This window comes from Gracilibacillus caseinilyticus, assembly GCF_022919115.1.
GTDB classification, from domain to species: domain Bacteria; phylum Bacillota; class Bacilli; order Bacillales; family Amphibacillaceae; genus Gracilibacillus; species Gracilibacillus caseinilyticus.
Genome location: NZ_CP095072.1, coordinates 1859179 through 1885220, shown reverse-complemented (window position 1 = coordinate 1885220; position 26042 = coordinate 1859179). Strand labels below are relative to the sequence as shown.

The window sequence follows — 26042 nt, the reverse complement described above, 5'->3', positions numbered from 1 at the left end:
TTATTTACTCCCTGCTTCCTGATACGCTTCATTGTATTCCGTGATAATTTGTTCGCCGCCTTCTTCCTTCCACTTATCAACAGCTGATTGGAATCCTTTTAAATCAATGTCACCTAACATATATTGAATCGTTGCATCATTGATAATTTGCTGCAGATACGTTCCATTCTCACCATATGTTTCGGAATGAAGTGCAACAGTCGGGTCATGAATCAGAATATTGTTATTATCCATCGTTTGATTATATTGCTTTTCATCCAAATCATTAGCAAAGCTTCGTGTCAGGGCATCAATCGCATTCTCTCCACCAATCGCTAATCCTAACAGGGGCTGAATCTCTGTTGCAAAGGAATCGGAGCCACTTTCCAATTTCTTCGCTTTGCCATCGACCATCTCATAATGTTTTCCTTCTGTACCATAAACAATTGAATTATAAATGTCCGGTTCCATCATTGTATCGAATAACGAAAGAACTCTTTTTAAGTCCTCTTCTGTTTTATTGCTTTCTTTTGGAAATAAAACAACAGATCCATATCCAGCGGTAGCCCATGTGCCGGGTTCCCCATCTGGCGTAGAGATGCGATTCTGCACATCCAACTCACCATCAGGATTGGATAACTGCAGATTTTCCTGGAAGCCTGCACCATTACACAGACAGCCAACAATTGCTCCTGCTTTACCACTTGTCAGCATTTCGGTCTGACTTGTTTTACTTGTTACTGGAAAATCCTTATTGACATAGCCATCATCTCGTAATTTTTTGAAGAAATCCATTGTATCGATATATTCCTGGAACATGAAATCTGGCATAAGCTCTCCATCTTTTTCTCCCCAGTTGTTAGGCGTTCCAAAGTAAGAACTGACAAATTTAAAACCGCCGTACACAAGGTCTGAATTCACCGCAACGCCAAAAGTATCATCTTTTCCATTACCGTCCGGATCTTCCTCGGTAAAGGCTTTGAACATATTATATAAATCTTCCGTTGTTTCAGGTCCTTCTATATCTAAGTTCTCCGCCCAATCCTTTCGATACATGATACCCCATCTTGATAAAGGTGTTTCGCGATAAAGGGCAAAAATCTTGCCGTTTACTGCCGTATTGTTTAACACTACCGGATCTAACTTACTCAAGTTCTTATAGTCATCAAGATATGGCCCTATTTCCCAATACACATCATCTGTTAAGGAGTCTTTCATTTGCGTATAAGACTCTGAATTTTTTACAAACATGGCTCTTGGAAAACTTTGTGTCGCGATGACGGTATTCATTTTGTCATCGTACGTTTCATCCGGTACCCATGTTATATCTAAATTCACACCTGCTTTTTCTTCGATCTGCTCAACAATTGGACTGTCTGTTGCCACTTGTGGTGTATGCACATTGGCCATAATACTTATCGTCTCTTCCCCATTGCTGCTTGCATTATCTGCACATCCGACCAGCAACAACGCTATACCGCACAATCCACCCATAATTCCTTTCTTTATGTGACCCCATTCTCGATTACGACAGTTCATTCCTTTCCCTCCCCTTCATTTTAACATGACAAGTAAGCGATTTCATTTACAGATTAGCATATTAAAGAAGAATTTCCATCAGTGTATATTGCTTTAAAAATGTGCCGAAATTGCACATTACGTCTCCCCCCTGTTAGCGATTACAATATAGATACTTTTCATGAAAAATCTAGTCCAGTGTTCAAGTCGAATTGCTTTTCCTATGGGGACATTCATGACATTTGCTCTCTTTTTTTAATGGGACCTTCTTATATTAGCTTGGAACGCCATACTATCAAAGCTTTCGATGAAAATAATAACGGAGTAAGGTATAGTAAAATGGTAACTTATTAGGGATAAAGGAGCGATAAAATGAGGAAGATTACCGTCTATCATTATGATGCATTCAGTAAAAAAGCGGGCAAAGGGAATCCTGCAGGGGTCGTTTTGAATGGAGAGCAGTTAACAGATGAAGAAATGCAGGAGACAGCGTTAAAAGTAGGATTTAACGAAACAGCATTTCCACTGCCCTCAGACGTGGCAGACTTACGCATCCGCTTTTTCACACCTGGTCACGAAATGAAGCTGTGCGGCCACGCCACGATAGCAACTGTCTATGCCTTAAAAACAAAAGGACTATTAGCTGATAAAACGGAATGGACCATTGAGACAAATGCGGGCACTTTACCAGTTAGCCTGCATACTATGGACAATGATCTGTTACTGACGATGCAACAAGCCTCACCAGCATTTAATGGATCTGTAAAAAATTTGGCAAATTCGATTGGATTAAACGAAAACGAAATTCGTGAGGATATTCCTGTCGTTTATGGCAGTACAGGTACATGGACGTTATTAATCCCCATTAAAGAGCTTGCTTCTTTTCAAAAAATGAAGCCTGACACCAAAAGGTTTCCCGCCATCTTACAAGAGAATACAAGAGCATCTGTTCATCCATTCTGCATGGAAACGATTGATCCAGAAGCGGATATGCATGCGCGACACTTCTCTTCTCCATACTCAGGAACGGTGGAAGATGCCGTGACTGGCACTGCGTCTGGAGTAATGGGGGCGTATTATGCTACTTATATGAATCCTGACTTTGCCGGATCACTACAACTTCTGGTAGAGCAAGGTCATGAAGTAGGAAAAGATGGGCGTGTACTAGTCGATGTCTCACGTAAAAAGGAAATTTGTGAGATTATGATTAGTGGAAATGCGGTATTTGTTAAGGCATTTGATGTGGTACTGGATGAATAGTTTGGGAGGGGAGCAAGTTACATATTTTGTTTAAATAACTGCTCCACATACCGAAGAGTTGGAACAAGCTGATGACTGTCATACATTGCTTTCAACTCTTTCTTCGTGACCCATTTGATATCCACCACTTCCTCTTCCTGTAACACAACATCCCGAATATCAACATTTTCTGTAAACAGCCAATCATCATTAAAATCGTGAAACACATCTCTTCTTGTACTTTTTACTAACTTACCATTTTCTTTAGAAAGGGTGACCCCTATTTCTTCTTTCACTTCCCGCAAAGCACCCTCTAAGCTGTTTTCACCAGCTATGATTGAGCCACCTGTGCCTTCCCATAGATTGGGATGCGATTTATCTGGATGTCTTCTGGTTACAAGGATTTCCCCTTTCTCATTCATGATCCAGACACTTACAACGATATGGTAATCACCTTCTGCTATAGGAAGTCCCCGTTCATGTGTTCTACCAGTTCTTTTTCTATCTTTATCGTAAATATCCCAGATTTCCATAAACACCCTCCCTTTTCGTTATAAACCCTTTATATCATCAACAAGTACAGCTAACCCATCATGAAACAGATGACGATCTCCATCGATCTGTCTGGCAGCTGCCTGAGGGAGTTTTTTTGCATAGGCTTGATGGTGTGCAAAAGGAACGATCTTCTCATTACGACTATGATACAGAAATATGTTAGCTATCGAAGGGAGTTTGTCTGCAAAATGGTGTTGAAGCATAAAATCAGCAAGCTGCCACTCCTCATCCAGTCCCCAATACGGGGATGCAAGGATAAACAAACCTCTTATAGTCAGCTTACAGGAATGCTCGGAAAGGTACTTTAACAAAACCGATCCACCTAATGAATGACCAATCAATATCGCTTCTCCGTTAAGCAAACTAAGCTCTTTTTCAAGCTGATGCTTCCATTGATCATACTTCGGATCTTCAGGTGCAGGCATCTGAGGATGGATGATTTGATAAGAATTCTCGAGTTCTTGTTCCAGATAATTGATTAAATTACTACTTCCTTGATTGGGTCCCTGTGGCCCTGCGCTATGTATAAACAATATGGTTTTATTCATTTTTTCACCTCATTTTTAGTTTAGCAAATCCTTCACAAACAAAACTCTATCCTGACCTTCACCATCATAATCCGTAAAAACAGAAACGCCGTCTACTTCTTTATCCCCTTGCTCAATCGCAAATCCGCTCTTCGTGTGGTAAGCAATAGAAGTTTTATTAACAGGAGAAGTTAACGCACGAATAAATTTTTTGCCGTTCTTTTCTGCCTCATTGAAAAATGCGCTGTATAGCTGCTTGCCAATATGTTGCTTGCGATAGTCAGGATGCACACCAACAAAATGAATATAAGCAACATCTTGATCAGATTGAGAGAAAAATCCGATCAAAAATCCAATTATTTCTCCCTTTTGCTCCATAATAAAACTAGTATCATTAAAGTGAACAAAAAACACTTTAGGCAGCATGTGGGCCATTTGCCTGCCGCCCCACCATTCATTAATGACGGGGGAAATAATATCATAATCAGAGCTTGTGACATTTCTTATTTTCATCTTTTTCACTTCCTTTCTGTTGAATTTAATCCCAAGATTACATATGGTTCACCGGGAGAAAAATGATCCTTATTTTGATAGAAACTTCTTCATCACTACTCTATTATCATGAACGAAGTAGTCGTTTTTTTGATAAAATACTTTTGCTTTGCCATCATTAGCAGTTAATAAATAAAGACTTTCTACCCCTATACTTTTTAGCCTTTCCTCTAAATAGGTAAGCAGCTTTGTTCCGTAGCCATTTCCTTGCTCCCAATTGTCAATACAAAGTTCAGCCGCATAAAAAGTGAAGCCAGTATACGACTTTTTACTATTTCCGGCAATAAACCCCATTAGCCTATCATCCTTATATAATAAATACCCTAGGAATTTTGGTGTCCGTTGCAAATCCGTAAGTCTCTCCCTGGCAGATTGATAGGTCCATGTCTCATTCCAGGGTTCATTATTAAATACTTGCATATACAATTCCGTACAGGCTTCTACTTGTTCACTCGTAAATGGAATTAATCGTTCTGTCACTTTCTATCGCTTCCTTTCTGCACAAGCTTCTCAATTCCTATGTTACAATGGTCACGAAAGGTGGTGCTTCACCAATGTTAGTCAGACCAGAAAAAAATGAGTATCCTGCTCCCTACAAAATGTATATCAGATTAGTACCAGAAGGTGATTTAATCGATATATTAGAAAAGCAGATGAAGCAAACGCTTGAATTATTAAGAAATACTACAAATAAAACATGGCAATTTCACTATGCACCAAGTAAATGGTGTTTGAAAGAAGTGATCGGACACATTATCGATAATGAAATAATGATGCATTATCGGATTCTCCGTATTTCCAGAGGTGATCACACCCCCCTTTTCGGTTATGATCAAACAAAATTCGTATCAGCAGCAAATTTTGAACATGTTGATCCTAAAGAGCTAATAAACTATTACAAAAACATTCGTCAACTTACTATTTCCACTTATAAGACCATTATGGACGAAGCCTGGCTTTATCAAGGTACGATGGAAAATATGACATTTTCCGCCCGATCTTTCGCTTATATTTCTGCAGGGCATGAATGCCATCATTTGCATATTATAAAAGAGAAATATTTACAACCCTAGACGCTTAAATCCGATAACAAAAAACTATAAGAATATACATCGTAATAATTGTCGCCATCTCGGACCCATGAAAGCAGAATGCCTTCTTTGGTAAAATGATTTTTTTCTAGTAACTTACAGGATGCCTGATTATCCAGGTCGATATAGGCAGAGACTCTTTCTACATCCCAGTTTTGTGATATATTTTTCAGAAAAAGCTTTAGCATCATAGATCCCAAGCCACGGCCTTGATACCCGGGCAAAATCAAATAATCAATCTCTGCTCGACAATGGAAAGCGTCATACCTTTTCAACGTAATAAAATCAGCTACATCTTTGGTATCACTTAGCCTTGCGACGTATCTTACACCTGTTTTTTCTTCTTTCATTTTTATGTTTTGCTCCACAATGTCTATTGCTTCTTCTTTTGTCGTAATCGGTTCTCTTCCAAAAGTACGCATCGCTTCCTGATTGGAATAACAGATATACAGATCATGACTGTCATGTTCGGTGATTTCTTCCAAGTAGATGTTGCTATTTGATATCATAAGACTCTACCCCTTTAATTCCTTTATCATCTTAAAATTCCTCAACTCTACTCCTCTTCTTTCCACCATTTGAGGCCGCAATGACTCGATAGCCTCGATGTAAGAAAAATGGTTTAGCCGTAATGCTAGCATCCGTATCAATAGTTAAAAGATCTAATTTCTTCGCTTCTGATTCCAGCACATCGACTAATGCTGTCGCTATCCCTTTCCTTTGAAAATCTTTATGTACATACAGTCTATCTAAATGACCTAAAAAAGATATGTCAGCAAACCCTACTATGCTTCCTTGAGATCTTGCCAGGTACGTTATGTTTGTACTTAACGACTTACTCCAGTTTTTCAGTTTAGCTGACTGTTCATTTGCCGGTGCCCAAGCATTAAGTGCTGCTGATGGGTAATCTTTTCAAGTAACATTACGAACCGTGTCATAGAATAAGAAAACAACTTCCTCAATGTCAGACACTTTGAACTTCTCGATCTCCAAACCGTACGCCTCCCATGACTTTTTAAGAACCATTTTTCTTCATCATCTATCCACTTTCTTGTTTTCAAATCAATGGATACAAATGTGCGCGCTCTTCTTTGCGATTTGTGCTCTTTCTCTGACTTTCGATACAAATCTATGAGTACTCTTCTCTGATTTGTTCCCTTTCCTGACTTTCGATACAAATCTATGGGCGTTCTTCCCTGATTTGTCCCCTTTCCCTGCCTTTCGATACAAATCTATGGGCGCTCTTACCTGATTTTGTGCTCTTTCCTGGCTTTCGATACACAGGTTATTGATTTTTCAGCTCTATTTCTTTTAACACTCTAGCAGGATTGCCTCCAACCACTACATGATCAGGTACATCTTTCGTGACGACCGCACCTGACGCTATCACTACATTGTCACCTATTGTTACGCCAGGATTAATAATAGCACTTCCGCCAATCCAAACATTATCACCAATCGTAATCGGTTTCGCATATTCTTTACCGGAGTTACGTTCAGCTGGATCCAATGGATGTGTCGCTGTATAGATTTGCACGCCTGGCGCTAACATGCAATTATCGCCAAATCGGACTTCACAAACATCCAAAATTGTACAATCAAAATTTGCAAAGAAGTTTTCTCCCACATGTGTGTTATTACCGTAATCAAAACGGATATTCGGTTCCATGTAGACCATCTCACCTGTTGAGCCTAGTAATTCTTTTAACAGCTCCACTCGTTTTGATTCTTCTGTCTCTTCCGTTTGATTATACTGGCGAACGATACGTCTGGCATTCATCCGACCACTTACTAATTCAGAATCTGCCGGATTATACATTTCTCCAGCTAACATTTTTTCTTTTTCTGTTCTCATTTCTTTATCTCCTCTGTTATATGTAGGAATAGATTGTCGTTACTTGCAATACTTTTTACTTTTATAAGCTTTCTGAATTCCAAGGGCAATAAATGTGCCTATTACACCACCAATACACATGCTAATAAACAGATTCCAGTCAACTTCTTCATTTTTCAATACACTTATAATCAATATTGCGGCAAAAACACCGATAAACCAACCAATAATTTGGATAAAGAAGTTTTTGATCATACTTATCCTCCTCGGCAGTCTCTGACAAGTAGTTTATAATGATATATCAAATGAGAATGAGCCCCACTATATAAAAGCACTGTGTTTTTTTCTCTTCAGACATATAGCACTCCTTTTTAGAAATCTTTATACCATTCCAAAGCTTTTGCTTCTATTTCCTTAACGAGATTACCTTTCCCATCGATATACGAACTGATATCATAAGGAAATTGATCAGCTAATTTCACTTTCAATTGACCATAGCGATTACGTTCATCAGGATGCTGGCGTAGGTATTCACGAAAGGCTAAGTGCCTTGTAATTTGATGGCTTCCTTTCTGATAGATATGAACATGATGGGAGCGATTATCGTCACCTTTTTGAAAATATCTGCGCTGTGGAATACCATTTTCTCCTTTTGGTGTATAGCCTATTTCCTGCATTTGGTCATTATATGTATCAATGATTTCAAGTTTTTTCACGATCGGCATTATATCAATGATTGGCTTGGCTTGAAGCCCTGGAACTGATGTACTTCCAATATGGTAGATGGCTGTCAATTCTGCTCCAAAGATTTGTTTCAGCTGCTCTGCTTCCGCTGCAAACATCGATGGCCATTTGTTATGATACGAACAGACTTCTACTCTTCTCAACGTCCCACTTCCTTCTATCTCAGATAATTCTTCGCCATAAAATAGGCATTGGCAGTGAATAATTGTGTTTTTATTTGATTGGTTGTAATCTGATGGCCAAACTGCTCAAAATCTACCAATTTCACTCTGATATCTTCCGTATCATCTGTGTCTTGCTGAAAAGCTTGGAACGCTTCCAAAAGCAGAAACGTTTTCACTGTATTGTTTTGTGTTGCTGGGTTGACCATAAATTCGCCAAGAAGGATCGGCTTTTGTTCCGTGATATAGCCCGTTTCTTCCTTTACTTCCCGTAGTAACCCTTCTTCGTCTGTTTCCTTTCCTTCCTTTTTACCAGCAGGTACTTCTAAGAAAAAATCCTCACCCGCATGTCGGTATTGCTCAACGAGGACTAATGTATGTTCTTTCGTCAGAACAATACATTTACCCAATCATCATATTCATTGACATAATAGTCTTCAATCACGGTGCCGTTCGGTAATTCACAACAGTCTTTTCTAATATTACCAAAGGGGCTTGTATGTAAATACTTTGAATCTAGTGTTTTCCATTTATCCATCATTATTTACCGGCACCTCTTCGATACGAATATTTCCAAACTTACTTTTATTTCCTACTTCCACTAATACAATCTCTTTGCCTTCCGGGAAAACCTTTTCCTACCGTACCAACACCTAAAGGGGCTGAAATAAACATATTAGAAAAGCTTCCGGTGAAAAACAAGGCAATCAAACTCACACAAACAATTACTATCTTTCTCAAAAAATCCCGCCTTTTTCATTCGTACACGAGATAATTTTAACATAAATTCCCACTAAAAGAACCCCTTCGATGATGTAAGGGGGTGATTTAAAAATTCAAATCTTTGTCACAGTATAATGATTCAAATAAGCCCAATTTTGAGGTGCCGGTAAATTTAACTGCCAGTATGTGACACCTAATAACTGATATAAATCAACTACGTTATACTTCGCTTGATAACTCCTGATATCCTCAAACCAAACGATATGCTCTTCTGTCTCATCCCAATAACGATACCATGGCGTAGCAGCCGGCTGATTATATGCAATCACTGTATTCGCTGCGATCGCCTGATTTTGGGCTCCATTAACCGATAAGCCCGCAGTATTGTTATCGCTCACCCGCCAATCGTAACCATACAAAGGAAAAGCAATTTGCAGCTTACGGGAATTGATCAGACTCGTCGCATACTGAACAACCTCATTCATCCACCACAATGGTGCTACTGGGTCAGGTGGACCACCTGGATAGCCATAATCAATCGTCATGACGGCTACGATGTCTGCGATCGCTCCAATCTGCTGATAGTCATAAGCACCGACAATGCGATTGGTTGGCAAATCTTCTGACTTCGCATGGACATTCACGTGTAAAATCAGGGAACCGAGAGCAGCTTTCAATTCTTGCAAAAAGGTATTAAAGTCTTCCCTTCTTGCAGGTGGAATAAATTCGATATCGAGCGAAACACCGCCATATCCTTTTTCATTAACGAAACGCATTAAACTATCGATTAAATTCCGACGGTAAACCGGATTAGCAAACACATTACCCGCTAACTCCGCATCAAAGTCCTCTGATGTAAAATTACGGATCATTAATAGCGGAGTGACACCTAGCTGGTTGCTCTCCCGAACCACTTCTTTATCATCTAACAATACATAGGCATAGCCTTCTGCAGTAAATGAATAAGACACCACCGCCACATACGTGAGCAAATTCGCTAACGACCGGATAACCGTTAACACAGATTCCTGTGAATATGGAATCACAAAACCTAATGTTTCTATTTGAGGTCTTATTGCTGTTGGAATCATCAGTATTTGTCCTGCATATATTACAGCAGGATCCAAACCAGGATTTTCCTTTACGATTGCTCCGATCGTCGTATTAAATCGATTCGCAAGCAGCCAGGTCGTATCACCGGCTTTTACCATATATGCTCTATTTTGAATAAAAGGTACATTCGGAATATAAAGTGCCAGACCAGGGATAATCTCATTGGCAGAAGGCAACCCATTCACTTCCATAATAGTAGCTATCGTAAGCTGATACTGATTGGCTATTTGCCACAACGATTCCCCGCTTTGCACAACATGGATGGTCATACTTTTCCCCTCCCTGTACCTAGTTTATGGTCTTGCATTGGCTAATTAGTACATAAACTTAGGAGGCAAAAGACGCGAACTTATTTGATGTCTACCTCATAAATCGGTACGACCTTAATCGAGGCAATAGCAGCTGTCACTTTTTCCGCTACTTCTTTCCGTGCCGCCATAGAAGAATCGCTTTTAACTGCTACACCTTCCTTAATTGGAGTAATATAAAGATACATCCCTTTTTCCAACAATTTCTTTTCAAATCGTTTTAACCCTATTTCCCATGTGTCCTGATTGGCAAAATGATCGTGAATCAATTCACCATCTATAAACGCATAGCCAATGTCTCCTTCATAATCTATTTTCAACAATAATTCTTTCACATTGGCAAATGCCGTTGGCGCAAAGGTGATTACCGCTTTGTCATCGGATCTGTAATCGACATCAAAGCCCATCTCTTCATTCATAAATGGTATCTTGTACTCCGTAAATATTGTTTGTTTTTCTGCTAACGGTGGAAAAGTTGCCAGGTCGATGCTATCGGCTCCCTCGCTTTCTAATCTTAGGCCGGATTCATCGGCTAGCACATTTGCTTTTGTCAAAAGAATGCGGTCATCCACCTTCCAAAACTGCATACTTTGCTCATGTGTAAGCGTACATATATGGAAGATATTTCCCTCTTTTGTCGTCAGGTCCAACTGCGTCAACTGCTGTGGCAGGCTAACAACGATATCTTTACCATTTTGTTCAATCGTTCCAACTTCTGTACGTATATCCAGAATCCCGCCAACATCCAACACATATTCACTTCTCATCCCTTTTGGCGTAAAGAAAAAATAATACGTTTCCCCTTGATAGCTCGTTTCGGTGATCAGTTGATTGGTCGCATAGCGAAGATTGACACCATCCAAATCAAAGTGAAACGGAAGGATACAATTTTCGTCTCTCGCCAATGTCAAAGAAGGAAATCGGACAAGCTCATCATCTAGCTGCAACTCAATCGTAAAATCCTTCTGATCCTTCGTCTCTAAATGATCCTGAAAATTATTGATATAGACATAGCCTGACTTCCCATCTGTACGAACTGCATAGCGCACCGTATCAATATCTTCCGGCTGGATTTCCTCTTGCGGCAAAATCGTTCTCGTTCTGGCAAAGCTCTCGCCATATTGCTGATAAAAAAGATGCTGTCTTTTCAAACGGTGATAAGAACCTCTGACTTGGCCGAATTCTCCGATTGGCGCTTGATAGTCATAGCTAATCTTCGGCGTGACCGTTTCGTTCAGAAATGGTGTATGCTTCCCCTTCGGATTGGAACCACCATGAAAAACATAATAACCGACAAAATTACATCCACCCGCTACTTTTATCGCACTTAATGCGTCCACACTTTGATATGGAAGCTGAAAACGGTAATAGTAAAACACCGTCATGCCCCCACCCATTTCGGCACAGGCATATGGGACACTTTCCGGCTGATAAGCAGGCTCAAAATCAAACGTCTCGGGAACCTGATTGTTATGATAATCCCGAAAGATAAAGCTTGGTGTTGCCGGATGCTTTTCTACATCTCCATAAAAAATCCACGGCCAGTAGGCATAACCCCCCCACAACGGCAGAACAGTATCCATCGGAGCAATCGCACCACCCCAGCCAGTTGCGCTATATATAGGTGTATCGATTCCGGTTTCGATTGCCAATGCTTTTAACTTTTTGATATGTGCTTCTCCATCCATCCCGGCCTGTAACCACTCATTACTCGTCCCCGTCGTCAATTCCCACGGCGCACCAGCATGCTGAAATTCATTTTCCAGCTGCGTACTGATGATCGGACCACCTTCTTTAAAAAGGAGCCCGGCCACTTGTTTTCCAATTTGCTGATAGAGTCTTTTCACATAATAAAGGTATTCCTTATCATTTGAGCGTAAGGTAAAAGGACGGCCAAAGAGCCAATCCGGGATCCCTCCATTCCTCGCTTCTCCATGATTAAAGGGTCCGATCCGGATATTAACGAGCAGTTGATGCTTGGCACACAACTCGATAAATTTTCTGACATTCTTATCGCCATCCCATTCGAAGGTTCCTTCCGTTTCTTCATGATGATTCCAAAAAATATAGGTGGATATGATGTTGATGCCATTCATTTTCATTTTTATTAATTCATCTTCCCAGAAATGCTCGTGGTAACGGCTAAAATGAAACTCTCCGCTAATACCGAAAAACGGTTGATGATTCCATTCCATGTAGTAATTAGTGAAACTGATCGTATCACCGTTCTTATTTTGTTGATGAAAATTGGTTAGTGCAGGATAAATTTCTTTCGCTTCGGTCGTGATATCCAATGGATAGGTGCGCATAAGTTCCTCCTATACTTCTTGCATTATACCGTCATTATATAAAAGAAACCGCTCTCATTCTATTGATCCAATTCGATTTTTGATGGATTATATTCTTTTCCACTTCGAGGAGTAGCAGTTCAATTAGTTGATAATGTTACATATCATTTGTATAATTAATAATATGTAACATTAGGAGGCGTCATTATGGAATTTGTCCATCCAATCAAAGATATAGAAGCCATCAATGAAATCAAACAACATTTACTTCGTCATTCAAAGCGAGATTACCTGTTTTTTGTTCTCGGTATTAACACTGGTCTCCGACTATCCGATTTACTCACCCTCAAAGTGAGCGATGTATGGGATGGACAGCATGTAACGTCCTATCTCTACCCCAACGACAGTGACACACCTTTTTTCCTCAATCAAAATGCAAAGAACGCCATTTTGGAGTATGTACACACGAAAAATTATCAGCCTGAACATTATTTATTCCAATCAAATAAAGGGATTGCCCCTATCACCCGTCAACAAGCATACCGAATCATAAAAAAAGCCGCTGAAGTAATTGGTGTACAAGAAAACATCGGTGCTCACACGTTACGAAAAACCTTTGGCTATCATGCCTACAAAAAAGGAGTAGCGATATCCTTACTGCAGAAAATGTTCCACCACTCGTCCACCAATGAAACATTACATTATTTAGACATTCACGATAACAATGATTCCATTATTCAGATTGATGTGAATCTATAAAAAAGGAGGAGTTACAATGGACCATGCATTACTATCGTTAGAAGACTTCATGTTTATCGCCTCCATCCTGTTAATTACCGGTGTATTAACGACAAAAATTTCTTCCAAACTGGGTGTCCCTTCCCTGATTCTGTTTATCATTGTCGGGATGATCAGCGGCAGTGAAGGGTTAGGTCTGATATATTTTGATAATGCCAAACTGGCACAGGTAATTGGTATTATCGCATTAGTCATTATTCTTTTTGAAGGTGGTTTGCAAACGAGCTTCCAGACGGTGAGATCTGTTGCTAAACCGGCCTTGTCTCTAGCTACACTAGGCGTCTTAATCACAACATCGATTGTCACTGTAGCTGCGAAACTCATTTTAGACATTAGCTGGCTGGAGGCCTTCTTATTTGGTTCGATTGTCGGTTCGACCGATGCGGCAGCTGTTTTTTCTGTGTTAAAAGGACAGAATGTAAAAGAAAGATTAGGTGCCACATTGGAAGTAGAATCTGGGACAAACGATCCGATGGCTGTATTTTTAACAATCTCGTTCATTGAATTACTAACGAACGACAGCCCGTCCTATCTGCTAATCTTCGGATCTTTCTTTTGGCAAATGGGAATGGGATTATTAATTGGTTTTCTCGCTGGTAAACTAGGAATCTTCGCTATTAATCGCGTCAACCTGGAATCGAGTGGTCTGTATCCTGTATTTGCCGTCGCTTTCGCGCTTCTTGCATACAGCATTACTAACTTCATCGGGGCAAGTGGCTTATTAGCGGTTTATTTAGCAGCCATGTTCATCGGGAATGCTGACCTTACCTATCGTCATTCGATTATCAAATTCCACGAAGGCTTTGCCTGGATCATGCAAATTTTGATGTTTATTATTTTAGGGTTACTCGTTTTCCCTTCGCAATTATTAACCTTTGATGTGATTTGGAAAGCTGTTCTGTTAGCAGTAACCTTAATTATTATCGCGCGCCCGATTGCCGTTTTCCTTTCGACGACCCGAATGGGATTCAAGTGGCGGGATAAATTATTCCTGGCCTGGGCAGGACTGCGGGGCGCCGTTCCAATCGTCCTGGCCACCTATCCGCTCATTGCCGGAATTGAAAACAGTCCGATGATCTTTAACGTTGTATTCTTCGTTGTCTTAACGTCTACCTTGTTACAAGGGTCCACCATTGCTTACTTTGCGAAGATATTAAAACTGACAGGACCAACAAAAGTGGAACCCCGTCATTCTTTGGAATTGGTTTCGATCGGCAAAGCCAATGCGGAAATCATGGAATATGAAGTCAATGAGGAATCACCGATTAACCAGTCGATCATAAAAAACATCGAATTTCCTGAGGATGTCCTGATTAATGCAATCATCCGGAAAAATGAGCTTGTCACGCCAAGTGGGGATACGGTGATCAGGACGGGGGATATCTTGTATATTCTGGCTTCGAAGAAGAGTAAGCAGACGATGAACCAGTTGTTGAAGAGTTAGGAAGACGTTATTTACAGCGTAATGACAGTTTGATGAGCGTTTCTGATTGTGATGAGTTCATGAAGATAGTGAGTTCGTACGAAAGAAGCCTCTATCGACCAATATGCGCTTGAATTGAAGTGATATTGTCCGATTGGAGCGCTCCTTCGTCCATTATGTGACTGAAATGATGGGCTCTTGTCCGATTGAAGCGCTCTTTCGACCTTTATGTGACTTAAATGATGTACTTTTGTCCGATTGGAGCATTCTTTCGACCAAAGATGCTAAAAAGCGAAGAATCTCTTCACAGCAGTTTATGTTTACATCATTAAGAGAAAAGCCGAAGATAGCACGAATCCAGTTTGATAATTTCGTGTTATCTTCGGCTTTTATTATGACTAAAAATCTTTTTATCAAGTCTTTCCAAATAGAAAAATTTTTAGTTTTTTTAAATATTAAGTTTTTCTAAATCTAACTTTATCAAGCGGAATATAAATTTCTAGAACAAACCATTCATCCTGCAGTTTCGCTTCCATCGTTCCGTTCATTTTTTCGATAATCTGCTTGGATAAATACAGGCCCAGACCGCTTGATTCGGTATTGGTTCTGCTGGTAACCTCCGTATAAAATCGCATAAAAACTTTTTCAATAGCGATTTTACTATTAGTTTGATGTCATTTTTTACCCGAAACATAAGATACTGATGCTCACTTCGATAGCTTATTATTGCTTCGCTTTTGGCATAGCGCAGGATATTCTAAACAAACAAAAACGATACAAGGCCCTCTCGCTCCTTGCATCGTTCTACACTTATTTCTTCAGTTTTTTCAGTGCATCTGCTAAAGCGGTGTTAGTGAAATCGTCATCTTGCTTTTTCAAATACTTGTTAACGTCTCGTTTCGTTGCTTTATTCTTCCCTTGATTTTCTTTCCGTTTCTGGAAGGTGGATAATTTCTCGCGATAACCACATACACAGGAGAAGGTCTGGGCATCTCCTTGTCCTCGCATTTCCATACGCTTGTGACAATTTGGGCAGCGGGCGTTTGTTTTCTTCGCGATTGGCTTACGTTCCCCGCAATCACGATCCTGACAGACAAGCATGCGCCCCTTTTTGCCGTTTACTTCGAGCATTAATTTGCCACATTTCGGACATTTCGTACCCGTCATATTATCGTGCTTATACTTCGCATCACTCGTTTTCACCTGATGGACCACTTCTTTAGTATAGCCTTTGATTTCTTTCAAAAACGCTTCTTTTTTCAGCTTACCATTGGCAATTTGAGTGAGCTTCTTCTCCCATTCAGCCGTTAACATCGGTGAACGCAAGTCATCTGGCACAAGCTCTAACAGTTGTTTTCCTTTTGACGTTAAATAGAGATACTTGCCTTTTTTCTCCATATAAAAAGTATTAAACAGCTTCTCAATGATATCCGCTCTTGTTGCAACGGTACCGAGTCCTCCTGTTTCCTTCAGTGTTTTGGTAGCGTGCTTTTCATTATCCTGCAGGAATTTCGCCGGGTTTTCCATTGCACTTAATAACGTACCTTCTGTCAAACGCTCTGGTGGTTTAGTTTCGCCTTCAGTCATCGTCATTGTTGGCTGTTGCCATGTATGATTTTCGCTAATGTTGCCGATTTTTTGTTCATCATTTTGTTCCTGCTCATCATTGTAGACCTTCTTGTATCCTAAATCGATCACTCGTTTACCGCTAGCTGTGAACGTTTCTCCTGCTAAATCGGCGGTTAATTGAATCTGTTCAAACTGAAAAGGCGGAAGCAGGACAGCTAAGAATCGTTTGATCACCAGGTCATAAATCTTTTGTTCCTGATCCGACAATTTGGATAAGTAAACAGGTTCCTCTGTCGGAATAATCGCGTGGTGATCGGAAACCTTGGCATTATCGACGAATGATTTATTGGCTTTGATTGGCTGCTTTTTAATTTGATTGGCCGATTTTGCATATGGACCAACACCACAGCTTGCCACTCGCTCTTTTAAAGTTGGGACAATATCGGTTGAAATATATTTGGAATCCGTACGCGGGTATGTCAATACTTTATGCTGTTCATACAATTTCTGCATAATCGATAACGTCTGTTTCCCGGAAAAACCAAAAATACGGTTGGCATCACGCTGCAAATCGGTTAGATCGTATAATGTTGGCGCATAGTTTTTTTTTAGCTTTTTGTCGATACTGGTTACTTTGAGCGGCTGTTTTTGCAGCTTCGATACAAGCTGTTTCGCCTTTTGCTGATCGAACAGGCGCTTTTCTCCTTTTGGATGCTGCCAGATCAACGTAATTCCATCGTTCGTCTTCGCTTTAATTTGGTAAAACTTCTTCGGTTTAAATTGTTTAATTTCTTTTTCCCTTGTTGCGATCATCTCTAATGTTGGTGTTTGAACACGTCCACTCGATAGTTGCGCATTAAATTTGGTCGTTAATGCTCTTGTTGCGTTCAGCCCTACATACCAATCAGCTTCAGATCGAGCGACGGCTGAAGCGTAGAGATTATCGTATTGTTTGGCAGGCTTTAAATTTTGAAAGCCTTGCTTAATTGCCTGGTCCGTTACAGACGAAATCCACAATCGCTTCACTGGCTTATTGATACGAACTTTATCCAGGATCCAACGTGCCACCAGTTCCCCTTCCCGTCCGGCATCTGTCGCAATCACTACATCCTTGACATCTTTCCGGACCAATTGACTTTTGACCGTTTGAAATTGCTTACCGGTTTTCTTGATGACAACCAGCTTTAAGTTTTGTGGAAGCATAGGCAAATCATCGAGCTTCCATGTTTTATATTTATTGTCATATGCCTCAGGATCCGCTAATGTCACTAAATGGCCAAGTGCCCACGTCACAATATAGGAAGACCCTTCTAAATAACCGTTACCTTTTTTATTACACTTCAGTACACGTGCGATATCGCGACCTACTGAAGGTTTTTCTGCAATTACTACTGTTTTACTCATATATACAATCCTTTCTCGTACCTTCACTGCTTTAAATGATAAGCGGCGAATCGCTCCATAAGCTTACCTAGTGGAATCTTCGCTGCCTCGACCTTCTTGCCTCTCATTCGTCAACTTTTTAAACACGCACTTATACTTTAACATACGAAATGAAATGAATGGTGTCTTTTTATTTTAACACGACAATACACATAGTGGAAAAAGGGATGAAATTGCTGTTTTCATAAAGGGGTTAGAGTGCGTATACGAAACAGTAAGATTCGCATATGCTGTACAAGGGGTGGTTGATTATGAGTGCAGAATTGCTTGGTATTATTATTGCATGCTTATCTCTAATCATTGCTTTCATGGGGTATCAGCTTAATAAACAGAGACAAAGATTACAAGCCGATCAACATATAAAATCAGAATCCGAGAAAGAAGCGGAAGTTCGAACATCACTTCTTTATATTAGCAGAGGAGTCGATGATATTAAGGTCGATTTGAAAGCCAATGAAAAAGTGGTCGCAGAAATTTCGGAGCGCGTAACCAGATTGGAAGAATCGACCAAGCAGGCACATGATCGAATTAATGAAATAAGTCCCAAAAAGTGATGATATCATTTTAGTATAAATGCATAAGACCATCGATTATTCTGTCACATATGCAGGAATCAGACAAGCAATGATCGAATTATATAATATATACTTTTTTTAATAGGAGGAACTGAATACGATGGTGAAACAACGCATAAGTCTTATTACAATTGGCGCTTTCGATTTACCAATGCTTCGCTCTTTTTATCAAAAACTAGGCTGGGATGAAACGTCATTTAGCTCCGATACCTATGCAGCCTTTCAAACAGCAGGTGTCATGCTTACCCTCTTTCCTGTTGACGAATTAGCAAAGGATGCCGGTATCACGTTAGACAAAGCACCAGAGAAATTCCAAGGTGTTACCTTCGCGATCAATGTAGACAGTGCCGGAGAAGTGGATCAGACAATGGATGCAATCAGAGAAGCTGGGGCAACAATCCTCCGTGAGCCTAGTGATGCTTTTTGGGGTGGCAGAACAGCATATTTTGCTGATCCTGAGAATAATATTTGGGAAGTAGCTTGGAATCCATCCGCTGTTTTTGATGAAAGAGGCGCGATGATCACTTTCTAAAAAAAGGAGCAGGAGACGAATGAATTCGTGGCTTGCTATGCTGATCAGTATGTTGACCTCCTTGCCCATTGGTTATTATTTTTGGTGCAAATAATGGATGGAAATTGGTTGCAGCCATCCACCTTTCCTGTTTTTATTTGCACTTTATTATTGGGTTCGACGAGACACCAGCATGATGAAATATTGGAGGAGGAATGGAGTATGACACCACCGAAACATATTGTGTCAGCAGCTACTGTTGTATTCAACGACAACAACGAAATTCTGTTGATCAAAGGACCGAAGAGAGGCTGGGAAATGCCTGGCGGTCAAGTAGAAGAAGGCGAATCGCCAAAGGATGCGGCGATTAGGGAAACAAAAGAAGAGGATGGCATCGACGTGGAAGTCATCCAATTTTGTGGAATCTTCCAGAATGTCGATCGCTCGATATGTAACACTTTAATTCTGGCGAAAGCAATCGGCGGGCAGCCCACTACCAGTCCTGAAAGCTTGGAGGTTGGTTTCTTTCCGGTGGATCATGCATTGGAAATGGTGATCTGGGGTAATTTTCGAGAAAGAATAGAATACTGCTTAAAAGAAGAGAAACAACCATTTCTTGTGACATTTTAAGCTTAGAAAAGCGCAAGCGCCCGTTTAGAAACGTAGCGACTGGACGGCATCAACTGAGATAAAGGAATCACGGTGGGCAAGTGATGTCGATGATGACTTTCGCCCAAGGGCATAAGGTCGACTAGGCCTCTGGTTATCACCAATCGGCAAGTCTTCTTTATCATAGGGCGATGCAGGAAGTCGCCTAGTTTCTGGGCGCCCGAGTGGACATGGCTGTTCATGTTAGAAAGCTTCACTGCGTCGAGCTTCATTATTGCTAGAATTTTATACTCCCTCTTTATTCTAACGAAATCTCTTGTTTTCTCTGTTTAGCTTAGAATTTCAGTTTATTTATCAAGAATCTATTACCTTTTTATGGATATAGAGAACGTTTTTTGTGTAGAAGGGTGCACTTAATAAACCATTCTCCTCTTTTTGAGAAAAAATAGGAATTATTGATATGATCGCACCTTTAATTCCCACAATACTCATGGCGACAAACCCTCCCACATCTCACCGCGTCTTTGCGCATACATTCCTTCGTTCGGTCTATCCATGAAGTGGGGCCGGCGATGCTTTCCTGCAGGGTCATTGCCCGTTTGTATAAAACTTTCCAGCTGCTCCGTGCTTCTATTATTAGGGATGATTCTATTCCAAATAAACGTCTAATCAAGCTTCACTTTGTACAGGTGACATCCTTATGTCTTTAGGCTACATGTTGTAATCGAAAATGCGGAATATCATGCAACATCTTCTCGGGACTAAATGGCACTTGTTTTGTTCCAACTGTAAATAATACGCGAATCAATTTACAACATAGGGCTATCAAGGATTGCTTTTTCTTCAACGAATTCTCTTTTCTGGTCGTAAAATAACCATGTAATGCTTTAAATGCAGGATTATGATGAACTAAAGGCAACACGACTTTAAATAATAGGGCTCGTAATTTAGGACGTCCCCTCTTCGTAATCACGGTTTGGCCTTTATATTTACCTGACGTAGCTAACTTTAAGTTTAACCCTGCTAACTTAATGATCTGTTCGGGATGGGTATACTTGTTTAGTTCCCCGGTTTCTGCGAGGAATGAGGCAACCGTTATTTCGCCTATTCCGTTTATATCTGTCATTTCTTTCACACCAGGAATCGGTCTAATTAATTCTTTTACCATGTCCAACACTTCATTTATCTTTTGATGGAGGAGGGCATATTGATCCATCAAGGTGTGGATTTTCACCCTCGCCATCCTTCTTCCTTCTTTGATCCCCACAGATTCACTTGATACTTCTTTTAGATGGCGGATCTTTTTTAATCCAATTCCTCGTTTCACTTCTTTGCGCATTTCTAGTAGAAGGCGTTCTTCATCCATTTTGGCTACCTCTTCCGGGAATAATCCCAGCTTCAATAGTTGAATCGATGCTTTTCCTTCCCAATTCGCAAAGACTTTCGTATATTCTGGATAATACCGATCCAACCATTGATGAACACGCCCTTGAACAGCTTGAAGATCTTTCATTAACTGCTCATACATATTCATCCCTTCCCGAAGATCTGCATAAATGGCTTCTGGTAAGTGCGGATCAGCGTAGCGTCCATCTTGAATCAAGCGCGAAATCACTCGAGCGTCTTTTACATCATTCTTCGTTGGTGAATTATCATCCAGCTCTTTTGACTTCTTCACATGTGCTGGATTAACAACTACAACTTTATATTGCTTTTCCATTAACCAATAGGTGAATGGCAGCCAATAGTGGCCGGTAGGCTCCATACCGATGATCCAATCACTTTTATTGTGCTGCCCCGCTAACTCTTTTCTCCAACACTCAAATCGTTGGAAGCCTTCCAAACTATTGTCAAAATACAGCACTTTTCCAAATTGTATGCCTCGGTAATCTTGAGCGCGAGCAACATGCCTTTCTTTGGCTATATCCACTCCAATAATCAAAGTTTGTTCAGACAGTTGTAATATCTTTTCATTTTGTTTATAATGCATGATAGTCCTCCTTGGTTTATTTAAGGGTCCTTTTTGCTGATCAGCTCTGGACACCTCGTATCATACCAAGGGGGCTTTTTTTATTCAATCCTCATTTTGCTTTATTACAGGAATGCTTTCCTATAACGTGTTAAAAAAGGGTTTGATCATCATTGTCCGTTGATCAGAACCTTTTTGCTTTTATTCCAATTTATTAAATTCCAATTTCATCTGTTCATAGTTTAGTGGACCAAATACAAAAAACTGAATTATGCCATTGGAGTCGATCATATAGGTTGTAGGAATCGGTCTAATTTCATACCGTTCACTAACCTTCCCGTCTTTATCCAGCAAAATCGGAAACGTTAAACCATATTCCTTTTGAAAATCGGGGACATTCCGTCCATTCGTTTCAGTATCAGTTAAGTTGATCGCTAATATAGCTGCTCCTGTATCTTCGTGAAATTGCTGCATATCAGGCATCTCCGAGCGGCACGGTCCACACCACGTTGCCCAAAAATTCAATAGAACAGGCTCCCCACGAAAATCAGATAATCGTACTGATTCTCCAGCTAATGTCTGCAGTTCGAAGTCCGGTGCAATGTTGCCAGTTTGTAATCCTACATCCTTCTCCTCTGCACTTGAGTCCTGTTGCACAAAATTAAACACTGCCCATCCAGCCATTGCTAGCAAAATAACGATTAGTAGTATTTTTTTCATTATATGTTACCCCCACTATGCAGGCTATCTATTATAAGGAATACTATATACTACTATTATGTGACATCAGCCGAAATAATGTCAGATCTTCTTCTTTAAGGGTTAAAAGATATCCAGCCATATTTTACATGCTACTCCTACGATTAATATTGCCAGGATCACCTGCAGTATACCTGTATTGATTTTCTTACCAGTTATCGCCCCAAGAGGCGAAGCTATCAATCTAGCAACAACCATAATCATGGCCGGATAGTAATCAATTTGTCCCATAGTCATTTTGCCAATCGCAGTCCCAATTGATGAAATAAACGTGATCGCTAAAGAAGAAGCAATCGTCATTCTTGTTGGAATCTTCAAGACTACTAACATAATGAGAACTAACAAAAACGCTCCCACTGCCCCGACAATACCTGCTCCTACTCCAACCACCAGCGCTAAGGCAGTTGCCCAAGCTTTTGAGAAAGTAACTTGCTCCAGCGGTATATCATCGGTTCCTTTCTTTGGTATAAACATCATCACCGCAGCCATTAACGCTAAAATGCCGTATGTGACGTTAATTCCTGTTTCTGATAACAATCGTGATCCAGAGCTACCGATAAAGCTTCCGATTAAAATACTGATTCCCATATAAAGAATCAATTTTTTATTTACATATCCTCCTTTGCGATATGCCCAGACGCCACCAATCGTCGCAAAAAATACTTGCACGGCAGTAAAGCCTGACACCTCATGTGCACTAAAAGCCGTAATCCCTACTTATGTCGGGCATATATAACAGCATGGGATAGTTGATAACCGAACCACCAATGCCGATCATCCCTGACACAAACGAACCAACAAAACCTATTAGAAAAATGGTGATAAAAAACACCACATCCATCCTACAACCTCCGATAAAGCAGAAGGGGAACCGTTAGAGGTTCCCACTTCTTACTTATCCTTTTTTTATCCAGAATGTAAATACACCATTTTCTTCTTTACTGTCCAATAACTCATAACTCATGACCGCCTGATTTGGTCCATGCGGTTAAATCACTTTTGGCACCTTTATCGGTAGCCTGCAATTCCAAAATATCACCTGATTCGACCATCTCTATTTCTTTTTTCGTCTTGTCGATTGGCATCGGACACGCTAATCCTTTTGCGTCTACTATTTTTTTGCTATCCATTCGTTATCCTCCTCTATTTACTGCACTGCACAGCGATTTGGTCCTATTTCCATTTCTCGTTGTTCTTCCAGATCCGGATTCACCTTTCCCATATTAATGTCACGGATTTGCTGATGGGCATTTGGTTGAGGTGGCAGATTTTCTGTCACCATTTTGCGAAACTTCTCTTCATCAGCGACTTGAAGCCCATGATTGTTGAAAAAAAGTGATCCTAATTTTGCTGCAACCGTTCCGTCGTCATTTAATTCGGCGTTTGTCATAAAATGGGCAGGTAACACGATCAGCTCTTCTGGCAATGCCTGATATCGTGAATAAAGTGTCTCTCTCAGATCATCTACCCAATCGTCTGCTTTACCAGCCAAGTCAGGTCGGCCAATTGAGTCGATAAACAATATATCACCGGTTAGCAAATAGCGATCCTCAATAATAAACGAGGTCGATCCTGCTGTGTGTCCTGGTGTGTACAATGGTTGAATATCGATCGCAACATTTCCGATGGTGATCGTGTCTCCATCTTGTAAGGCGTGATAGTCAAACGTTACTTCCGCTGCATCCCTTGGTGGCAGCCAGTACTTCGCGCCAGATGTCTCCGCCAGTTTGCGTCCTCCTGAAATATGATCGGCGTGAAGATGCGTGTCCATGACATCGGTAATTCGGACACCTTTCTCTTCAGCAAAATCCAGGAATACATCGGTCATTCTCGTCGCATCGATAATGGCCGCTTCACCAGCTGAAGTTACCATGTACGAAAGACATCCTTTTCCAATCCTTACAAACTGATAAATCTCGCCATTTTCTCCTATGTCACCGATTTTTACCGGCTCTAAATGCTCACTCCAGGCTTTCATACCACCTTCCAGGTAATATACATCCATCCCTTTATCTGCCAACATCTCCGCCACCATTACCGATGATGGTTGTTTGGCACAGACAACTACCATTTCTTTATCTGTTGGCAATTTATCGATAATCGATTCGACACCTTCCAAAAGGTCAAAATATGGCACATTTAAATACTCCAAATGCTCTCCTTCTATTTTCCAGTCTTCAAATGCTTGTTTATTTCTAACATCTAAAATAAATAAAGAATCTTTGTTAACTATACGTTTCACTAACTCCGCAGACTTCATAGCGGTTACTGCCATCTTTTTACCCCCTACTGTATTTATGAATATCTAATAAAAGCAGATGAATGGTCTGTTTCCATCTGCACGTACTTAATTCGAATCTGTTTGTCCGTCCCATTCACTCATTCCCGGAACGACATTATACACTTGTTTGTATCCGTTCGCTGCTAGTTTTTGAGCGGCTAAATTACTTCTGCTACCTGTGCGGCATACGATATACACGTTTTTGTTTGGATCTACCTCGGTCATTCGGCTGTCGATTTCACCTAACGGAATAGATACCGCTCCTGGTATATGGTCAAAAGCGTATTCTGCTTTTTCCCTAACATCCAGAACCAACAGCTGTGCATCTTCAGCTATTTTATTTTTCAATGTTTGATTGCCGATGGTATGTGGATGCTTTCTTTCCAAGCTATCATCATTGGATGATTTTCGAAGATAATGCTTGAGTACTTCCCCTTCTTCTATCGTTCCAAGATATTGATGACCAGCACTTTTTGACCAGGCTGCCAAATCAGCTTTCGATCCTTTATCTGTTGCCTGTACTTCGATTACTTGACCAGCCTGCATATCTGTTATCGCCTGTTTTGTTTTGACAATTGGCATTGGACAAGCTAATCCTTGCGCGTCCACTACCTTCTCTGCGTGTATCATCTTCCTCTACGTCCCTTTTTATACCTAACTGGGTATTTTACCCATACGGGTATAAATTTACTGCTTTTCTTTCATTCTGTCAAGTTTAGTAGTTTCTCAAAATTTTCATTTATTATCTCTATCTATCTACTATTGTTTTCGATATAATAGTGAATGGAAACGATCACATATACTAGAGAGAATATAAGGGGACATAACATGAAAACTTTTACGTGGCGTTCATTTTTCATGGTGTTGTTTGGAAACATCTTAATTGGTTTAGCTGTTGCGATTTTGAGAGTAAGTGCGTTAGGAACAGATCCTTTTACAACGATTAATCTCGGGTTAAGCAGTCTGTTCGATTTGTCCTTCGGGATGTATCAGTTATTTTTCAATATTATTTTATTAGCCATTGTCATCCCTTTTTATCGAAAATCACTCGGTATCGGGACAATTGTTAATATGGTGGGAATCGGTTTTATTTCGGATTTCTTTGTCTTATGTATTTCTTTTATTACCGATGACTTATCTCATTTGGGAATACGGTTGATTTTGATGGCGATGGCCTTCGTTATAGCCTGCTTCGGTGTGGCGTTATACATTACACCAGAATTAGGCGTTGCTCCCTATGATGCAATGGCTTTTGTCATCGAAAATGTATCGAAACAAAAAATACCATTCCCGATTGCGCGTATTACGACAGATGTCCTTTGTGTTGCCATTGGCTTTTCCTTTGGTGCCATCGTCGGCATCGCAACCGTTATCTTTGCCTTTTTCACCGGACCACTCGTCCAATACTTCCGCCGCCACATCGCCGAACCAATGCTCAAGCAGCAAGGTGCGATGGTACCAGTGAAAAATTAG

General features: G+C 40.4%; 28 protein-coding genes and 2 pseudogenes. 8 read left to right on the top strand and 22 right to left on the bottom strand.

Translation table 11 applies throughout. The features are described 5' to 3' along the window. Positions 1 to 1518, bottom strand: coding sequence for an extracellular solute-binding protein (locus tag MUN88_RS08960; protein WP_244723483.1), 1518 nt, complete (start codon positions 1516 to 1518; stop codon positions 1 to 3). Positions 1519 to 1869: 351 nt separating this feature from the next. Here MUN88_RS08960 and MUN88_RS08955 point away from each other — a divergent pair, with 351 nt between their 5' ends. After that, on the top strand, positions 1870 to 2757 hold the full coding sequence (locus MUN88_RS08955) for a PhzF family phenazine biosynthesis protein (protein ID WP_244723481.1): 888 nt from the start codon (positions 1870 to 1872) through the stop codon (positions 2755 to 2757). A 17-nt stretch (positions 2758 to 2774) separates the two neighbouring features. On the opposite strand, the gene MUN88_RS08950 is transcribed toward MUN88_RS08955, so the two are convergent. The 4 genes from MUN88_RS08950 to MUN88_RS08935 all read right to left on the bottom strand — a co-directional run bounded on the left by MUN88_RS08950 (position 2775) and on the right by MUN88_RS08935 (position 4850). After that, a complete protein-coding gene (locus tag MUN88_RS08950) occupies positions 2775 to 3269 on the bottom strand; it encodes an NUDIX hydrolase (RefSeq protein ID WP_244723479.1) in 495 nt (164 codons plus the stop codon). 18 nt (positions 3270 to 3287) lie between these two features. Continuing rightward, complete coding sequence (locus MUN88_RS08945; protein ID WP_244723477.1) at positions 3288 to 3839, bottom strand: alpha/beta hydrolase; 552 nt, start codon at positions 3837 to 3839, stop codon at positions 3288 to 3290. A gap of 15 nt (positions 3840 to 3854) precedes the next feature. Continuing rightward, positions 3855 to 4331 (bottom strand): GNAT family N-acetyltransferase, encoded by a 477-nt coding sequence (locus MUN88_RS08940; RefSeq protein WP_244723475.1) that lies wholly within the window; start codon positions 4329 to 4331, stop codon positions 3855 to 3857. 69 nt (positions 4332 to 4400) lie between these two features. Beyond that, positions 4401 to 4850, bottom strand: a complete 450-nt coding sequence (locus MUN88_RS08935) for a GNAT family N-acetyltransferase (protein WP_244723473.1) — start codon at positions 4848 to 4850, stop codon at positions 4401 to 4403. 74 nt (positions 4851 to 4924) lie between these two features. On the opposite strand from MUN88_RS08935, the gene MUN88_RS08930 reads away from it, so the two are divergent. Continuing rightward, complete coding sequence (locus MUN88_RS08930) at positions 4925 to 5443, top strand: DinB family protein (RefSeq protein ID WP_244723471.1); 519 nt, start codon at positions 4925 to 4927, stop codon at positions 5441 to 5443. On the opposite strand, the gene MUN88_RS08925 is transcribed toward MUN88_RS08930, so the two are convergent. The 9 genes from MUN88_RS08925 to MUN88_RS08885 all read right to left on the bottom strand — a co-directional run bounded on the left by MUN88_RS08925 (position 5440) and on the right by MUN88_RS08885 (position 12653). Beyond that, positions 5440 to 5970 (bottom strand): GNAT family N-acetyltransferase, encoded by a 531-nt coding sequence (locus MUN88_RS08925; protein ID WP_244723469.1) that lies wholly within the window; start codon positions 5968 to 5970, stop codon positions 5440 to 5442. The two genes, MUN88_RS08930 and MUN88_RS08925, sit on opposite strands and share 4 nt — an antisense overlap. Before the next feature lie 31 nt (positions 5971 to 6001). Then, positions 6002 to 6271 (bottom strand): GNAT family N-acetyltransferase, encoded by a 270-nt coding sequence (locus MUN88_RS21865; RefSeq protein WP_501993627.1) that lies wholly within the window; start codon positions 6269 to 6271, stop codon positions 6002 to 6004. 475 nt (positions 6272 to 6746) lie between these two features. Further along, positions 6747 to 7316: a sugar O-acetyltransferase gene (locus MUN88_RS08915; RefSeq protein ID WP_244723467.1), complete on the bottom strand. Its 570-nt coding sequence runs from the start codon at positions 7314 to 7316 to the stop codon at positions 6747 to 6749. A gap of 39 nt (positions 7317 to 7355) precedes the next feature. Beyond that, positions 7356 to 7550 (bottom strand): hypothetical protein, encoded by a 195-nt coding sequence (locus tag MUN88_RS08910; RefSeq protein WP_244723463.1) that lies wholly within the window; start codon positions 7548 to 7550, stop codon positions 7356 to 7358. A 116-nt stretch (positions 7551 to 7666) separates the two neighbouring features. Next, positions 7667 to 8182 carry a GrpB family protein gene (locus MUN88_RS08905; protein WP_244723460.1) on the bottom strand — a complete coding sequence of 172 codons (516 nt, stop codon included), beginning with the start codon at positions 8180 to 8182 and terminating at the stop codon, positions 7667 to 7669. 14 nt (positions 8183 to 8196) lie between these two features. Next, the gene (locus tag MUN88_RS08900; protein WP_244723457.1) at positions 8197 to 8610 is read right to left on the bottom strand and encodes an NUDIX hydrolase; all 414 of its coding nucleotides are present in this window, start codon (positions 8608 to 8610) and stop codon (positions 8197 to 8199) included. Further along, positions 8589 to 8741 carry a hypothetical protein gene (locus MUN88_RS08895; protein WP_244723452.1) on the bottom strand — a complete coding sequence of 51 codons (153 nt, stop codon included), beginning with the start codon at positions 8739 to 8741 and terminating at the stop codon, positions 8589 to 8591. Before MUN88_RS08895 ends, MUN88_RS08900 begins: the two co-directional genes overlap by 22 nt. A 295-nt stretch (positions 8742 to 9036) precedes the next feature. Beyond that, on the bottom strand, positions 9037 to 10305 hold the full coding sequence (locus tag MUN88_RS08890) for a LysM peptidoglycan-binding domain-containing protein (RefSeq protein WP_244723449.1): 1269 nt from the start codon (positions 10303 to 10305) through the stop codon (positions 9037 to 9039). An 80-nt stretch (positions 10306 to 10385) separates the two neighbouring features. Beyond that, positions 10386 to 12653, bottom strand: coding sequence for a beta-galactosidase (locus MUN88_RS08885; protein WP_244723447.1), 2268 nt, complete (start codon positions 12651 to 12653; stop codon positions 10386 to 10388). A gap of 186 nt (positions 12654 to 12839) precedes the next feature. On the opposite strand from MUN88_RS08885, the gene MUN88_RS08880 reads away from it, so the two are divergent. Beyond that, entirely contained in the window at positions 12840 to 13391 is a 552-nt protein-coding gene (locus MUN88_RS08880; protein WP_244723445.1) for a tyrosine-type recombinase/integrase, read from the top strand. A 16-nt stretch (positions 13392 to 13407) separates the two neighbouring features. Further along, positions 13408 to 14874: a potassium/proton antiporter gene (locus MUN88_RS08875; RefSeq protein ID WP_244723443.1), complete on the top strand. Its 1467-nt coding sequence runs from the start codon at positions 13408 to 13410 to the stop codon at positions 14872 to 14874. A gap of 434 nt (positions 14875 to 15308) precedes the next feature. Here MUN88_RS08875 and MUN88_RS08870 read toward each other — a convergent pair whose 3' ends face one another. Both MUN88_RS08870 and MUN88_RS08865 read right to left on the bottom strand, forming a co-directional pair. Further along, on the bottom strand, positions 15309 to 15488 hold the full coding sequence (locus MUN88_RS08870; RefSeq protein ID WP_244723441.1) for a GHKL domain-containing protein: 180 nt from the start codon (positions 15486 to 15488) through the stop codon (positions 15309 to 15311). Positions 15489 to 15663: 175 nt separating this feature from the next. Beyond that, entirely contained in the window at positions 15664 to 17826 is a 2163-nt protein-coding gene (locus MUN88_RS08865) for a DNA topoisomerase III (RefSeq protein WP_244723439.1), read from the bottom strand. Between the two features lie 290 nt (positions 17827 to 18116). Here MUN88_RS08865 and MUN88_RS08860 point away from each other — a divergent pair, with 290 nt between their 5' ends. From MUN88_RS08860 to MUN88_RS08850, 3 genes are all read left to right on the top strand, one after another. Then, on the top strand, positions 18117 to 18419 hold the full coding sequence (locus MUN88_RS08860; RefSeq protein ID WP_244723437.1) for a hypothetical protein: 303 nt from the start codon (positions 18117 to 18119) through the stop codon (positions 18417 to 18419). A gap of 121 nt (positions 18420 to 18540) precedes the next feature. Further along, complete coding sequence (locus MUN88_RS08855; protein ID WP_244723435.1) at positions 18541 to 18972, top strand: VOC family protein; 432 nt, start codon at positions 18541 to 18543, stop codon at positions 18970 to 18972. A 201-nt stretch (positions 18973 to 19173) separates the two neighbouring features. Then, positions 19174 to 19581: an NUDIX hydrolase gene (locus tag MUN88_RS08850; protein WP_244724422.1), complete on the top strand. Its 408-nt coding sequence runs from the start codon at positions 19174 to 19176 to the stop codon at positions 19579 to 19581. Between the two features lie 685 nt (positions 19582 to 20266). On the opposite strand, the gene MUN88_RS08845 is transcribed toward MUN88_RS08850, so the two are convergent. From MUN88_RS08845 to MUN88_RS08820, 6 genes and pseudogenes are all read right to left on the bottom strand, one after another. Beyond that, a complete protein-coding gene (locus MUN88_RS08845; RefSeq protein ID WP_244723433.1) occupies positions 20267 to 21550 on the bottom strand; it encodes an IS110 family RNA-guided transposase in 1284 nt (427 codons plus the stop codon). Between the two features lie 180 nt (positions 21551 to 21730). Next, positions 21731 to 22249, bottom strand: a complete 519-nt coding sequence (locus MUN88_RS08840) for a redoxin domain-containing protein (RefSeq protein WP_244723430.1) — start codon at positions 22247 to 22249, stop codon at positions 21731 to 21733. A 102-nt stretch (positions 22250 to 22351) separates the two neighbouring features. After that, positions 22352 to 23129 (bottom strand): annotated as a pseudogene (locus MUN88_RS08835) (sulfite exporter TauE/SafE family protein). Between the two features lie 54 nt (positions 23130 to 23183). Then, positions 23184 to 23418, bottom strand: a pseudogene (locus MUN88_RS08830) (sulfurtransferase TusA family protein). Between the two features lie 17 nt (positions 23419 to 23435). After that, a complete protein-coding gene (locus MUN88_RS08825) occupies positions 23436 to 24563 on the bottom strand; it encodes an MBL fold metallo-hydrolase (RefSeq protein WP_244723428.1) in 1128 nt (375 codons plus the stop codon). A 72-nt stretch (positions 24564 to 24635) separates the two neighbouring features. Next, on the bottom strand, positions 24636 to 25199 hold the full coding sequence (locus MUN88_RS08820) for a sulfurtransferase TusA family protein (RefSeq protein ID WP_244723425.1): 564 nt from the start codon (positions 25197 to 25199) through the stop codon (positions 24636 to 24638). 198 nt (positions 25200 to 25397) lie between these two features. On the opposite strand from MUN88_RS08820, the gene MUN88_RS08815 reads away from it, so the two are divergent. After that, a complete protein-coding gene (locus MUN88_RS08815; protein ID WP_244723422.1) occupies positions 25398 to 26042 on the top strand; it encodes a YczE/YyaS/YitT family protein in 645 nt (214 codons plus the stop codon).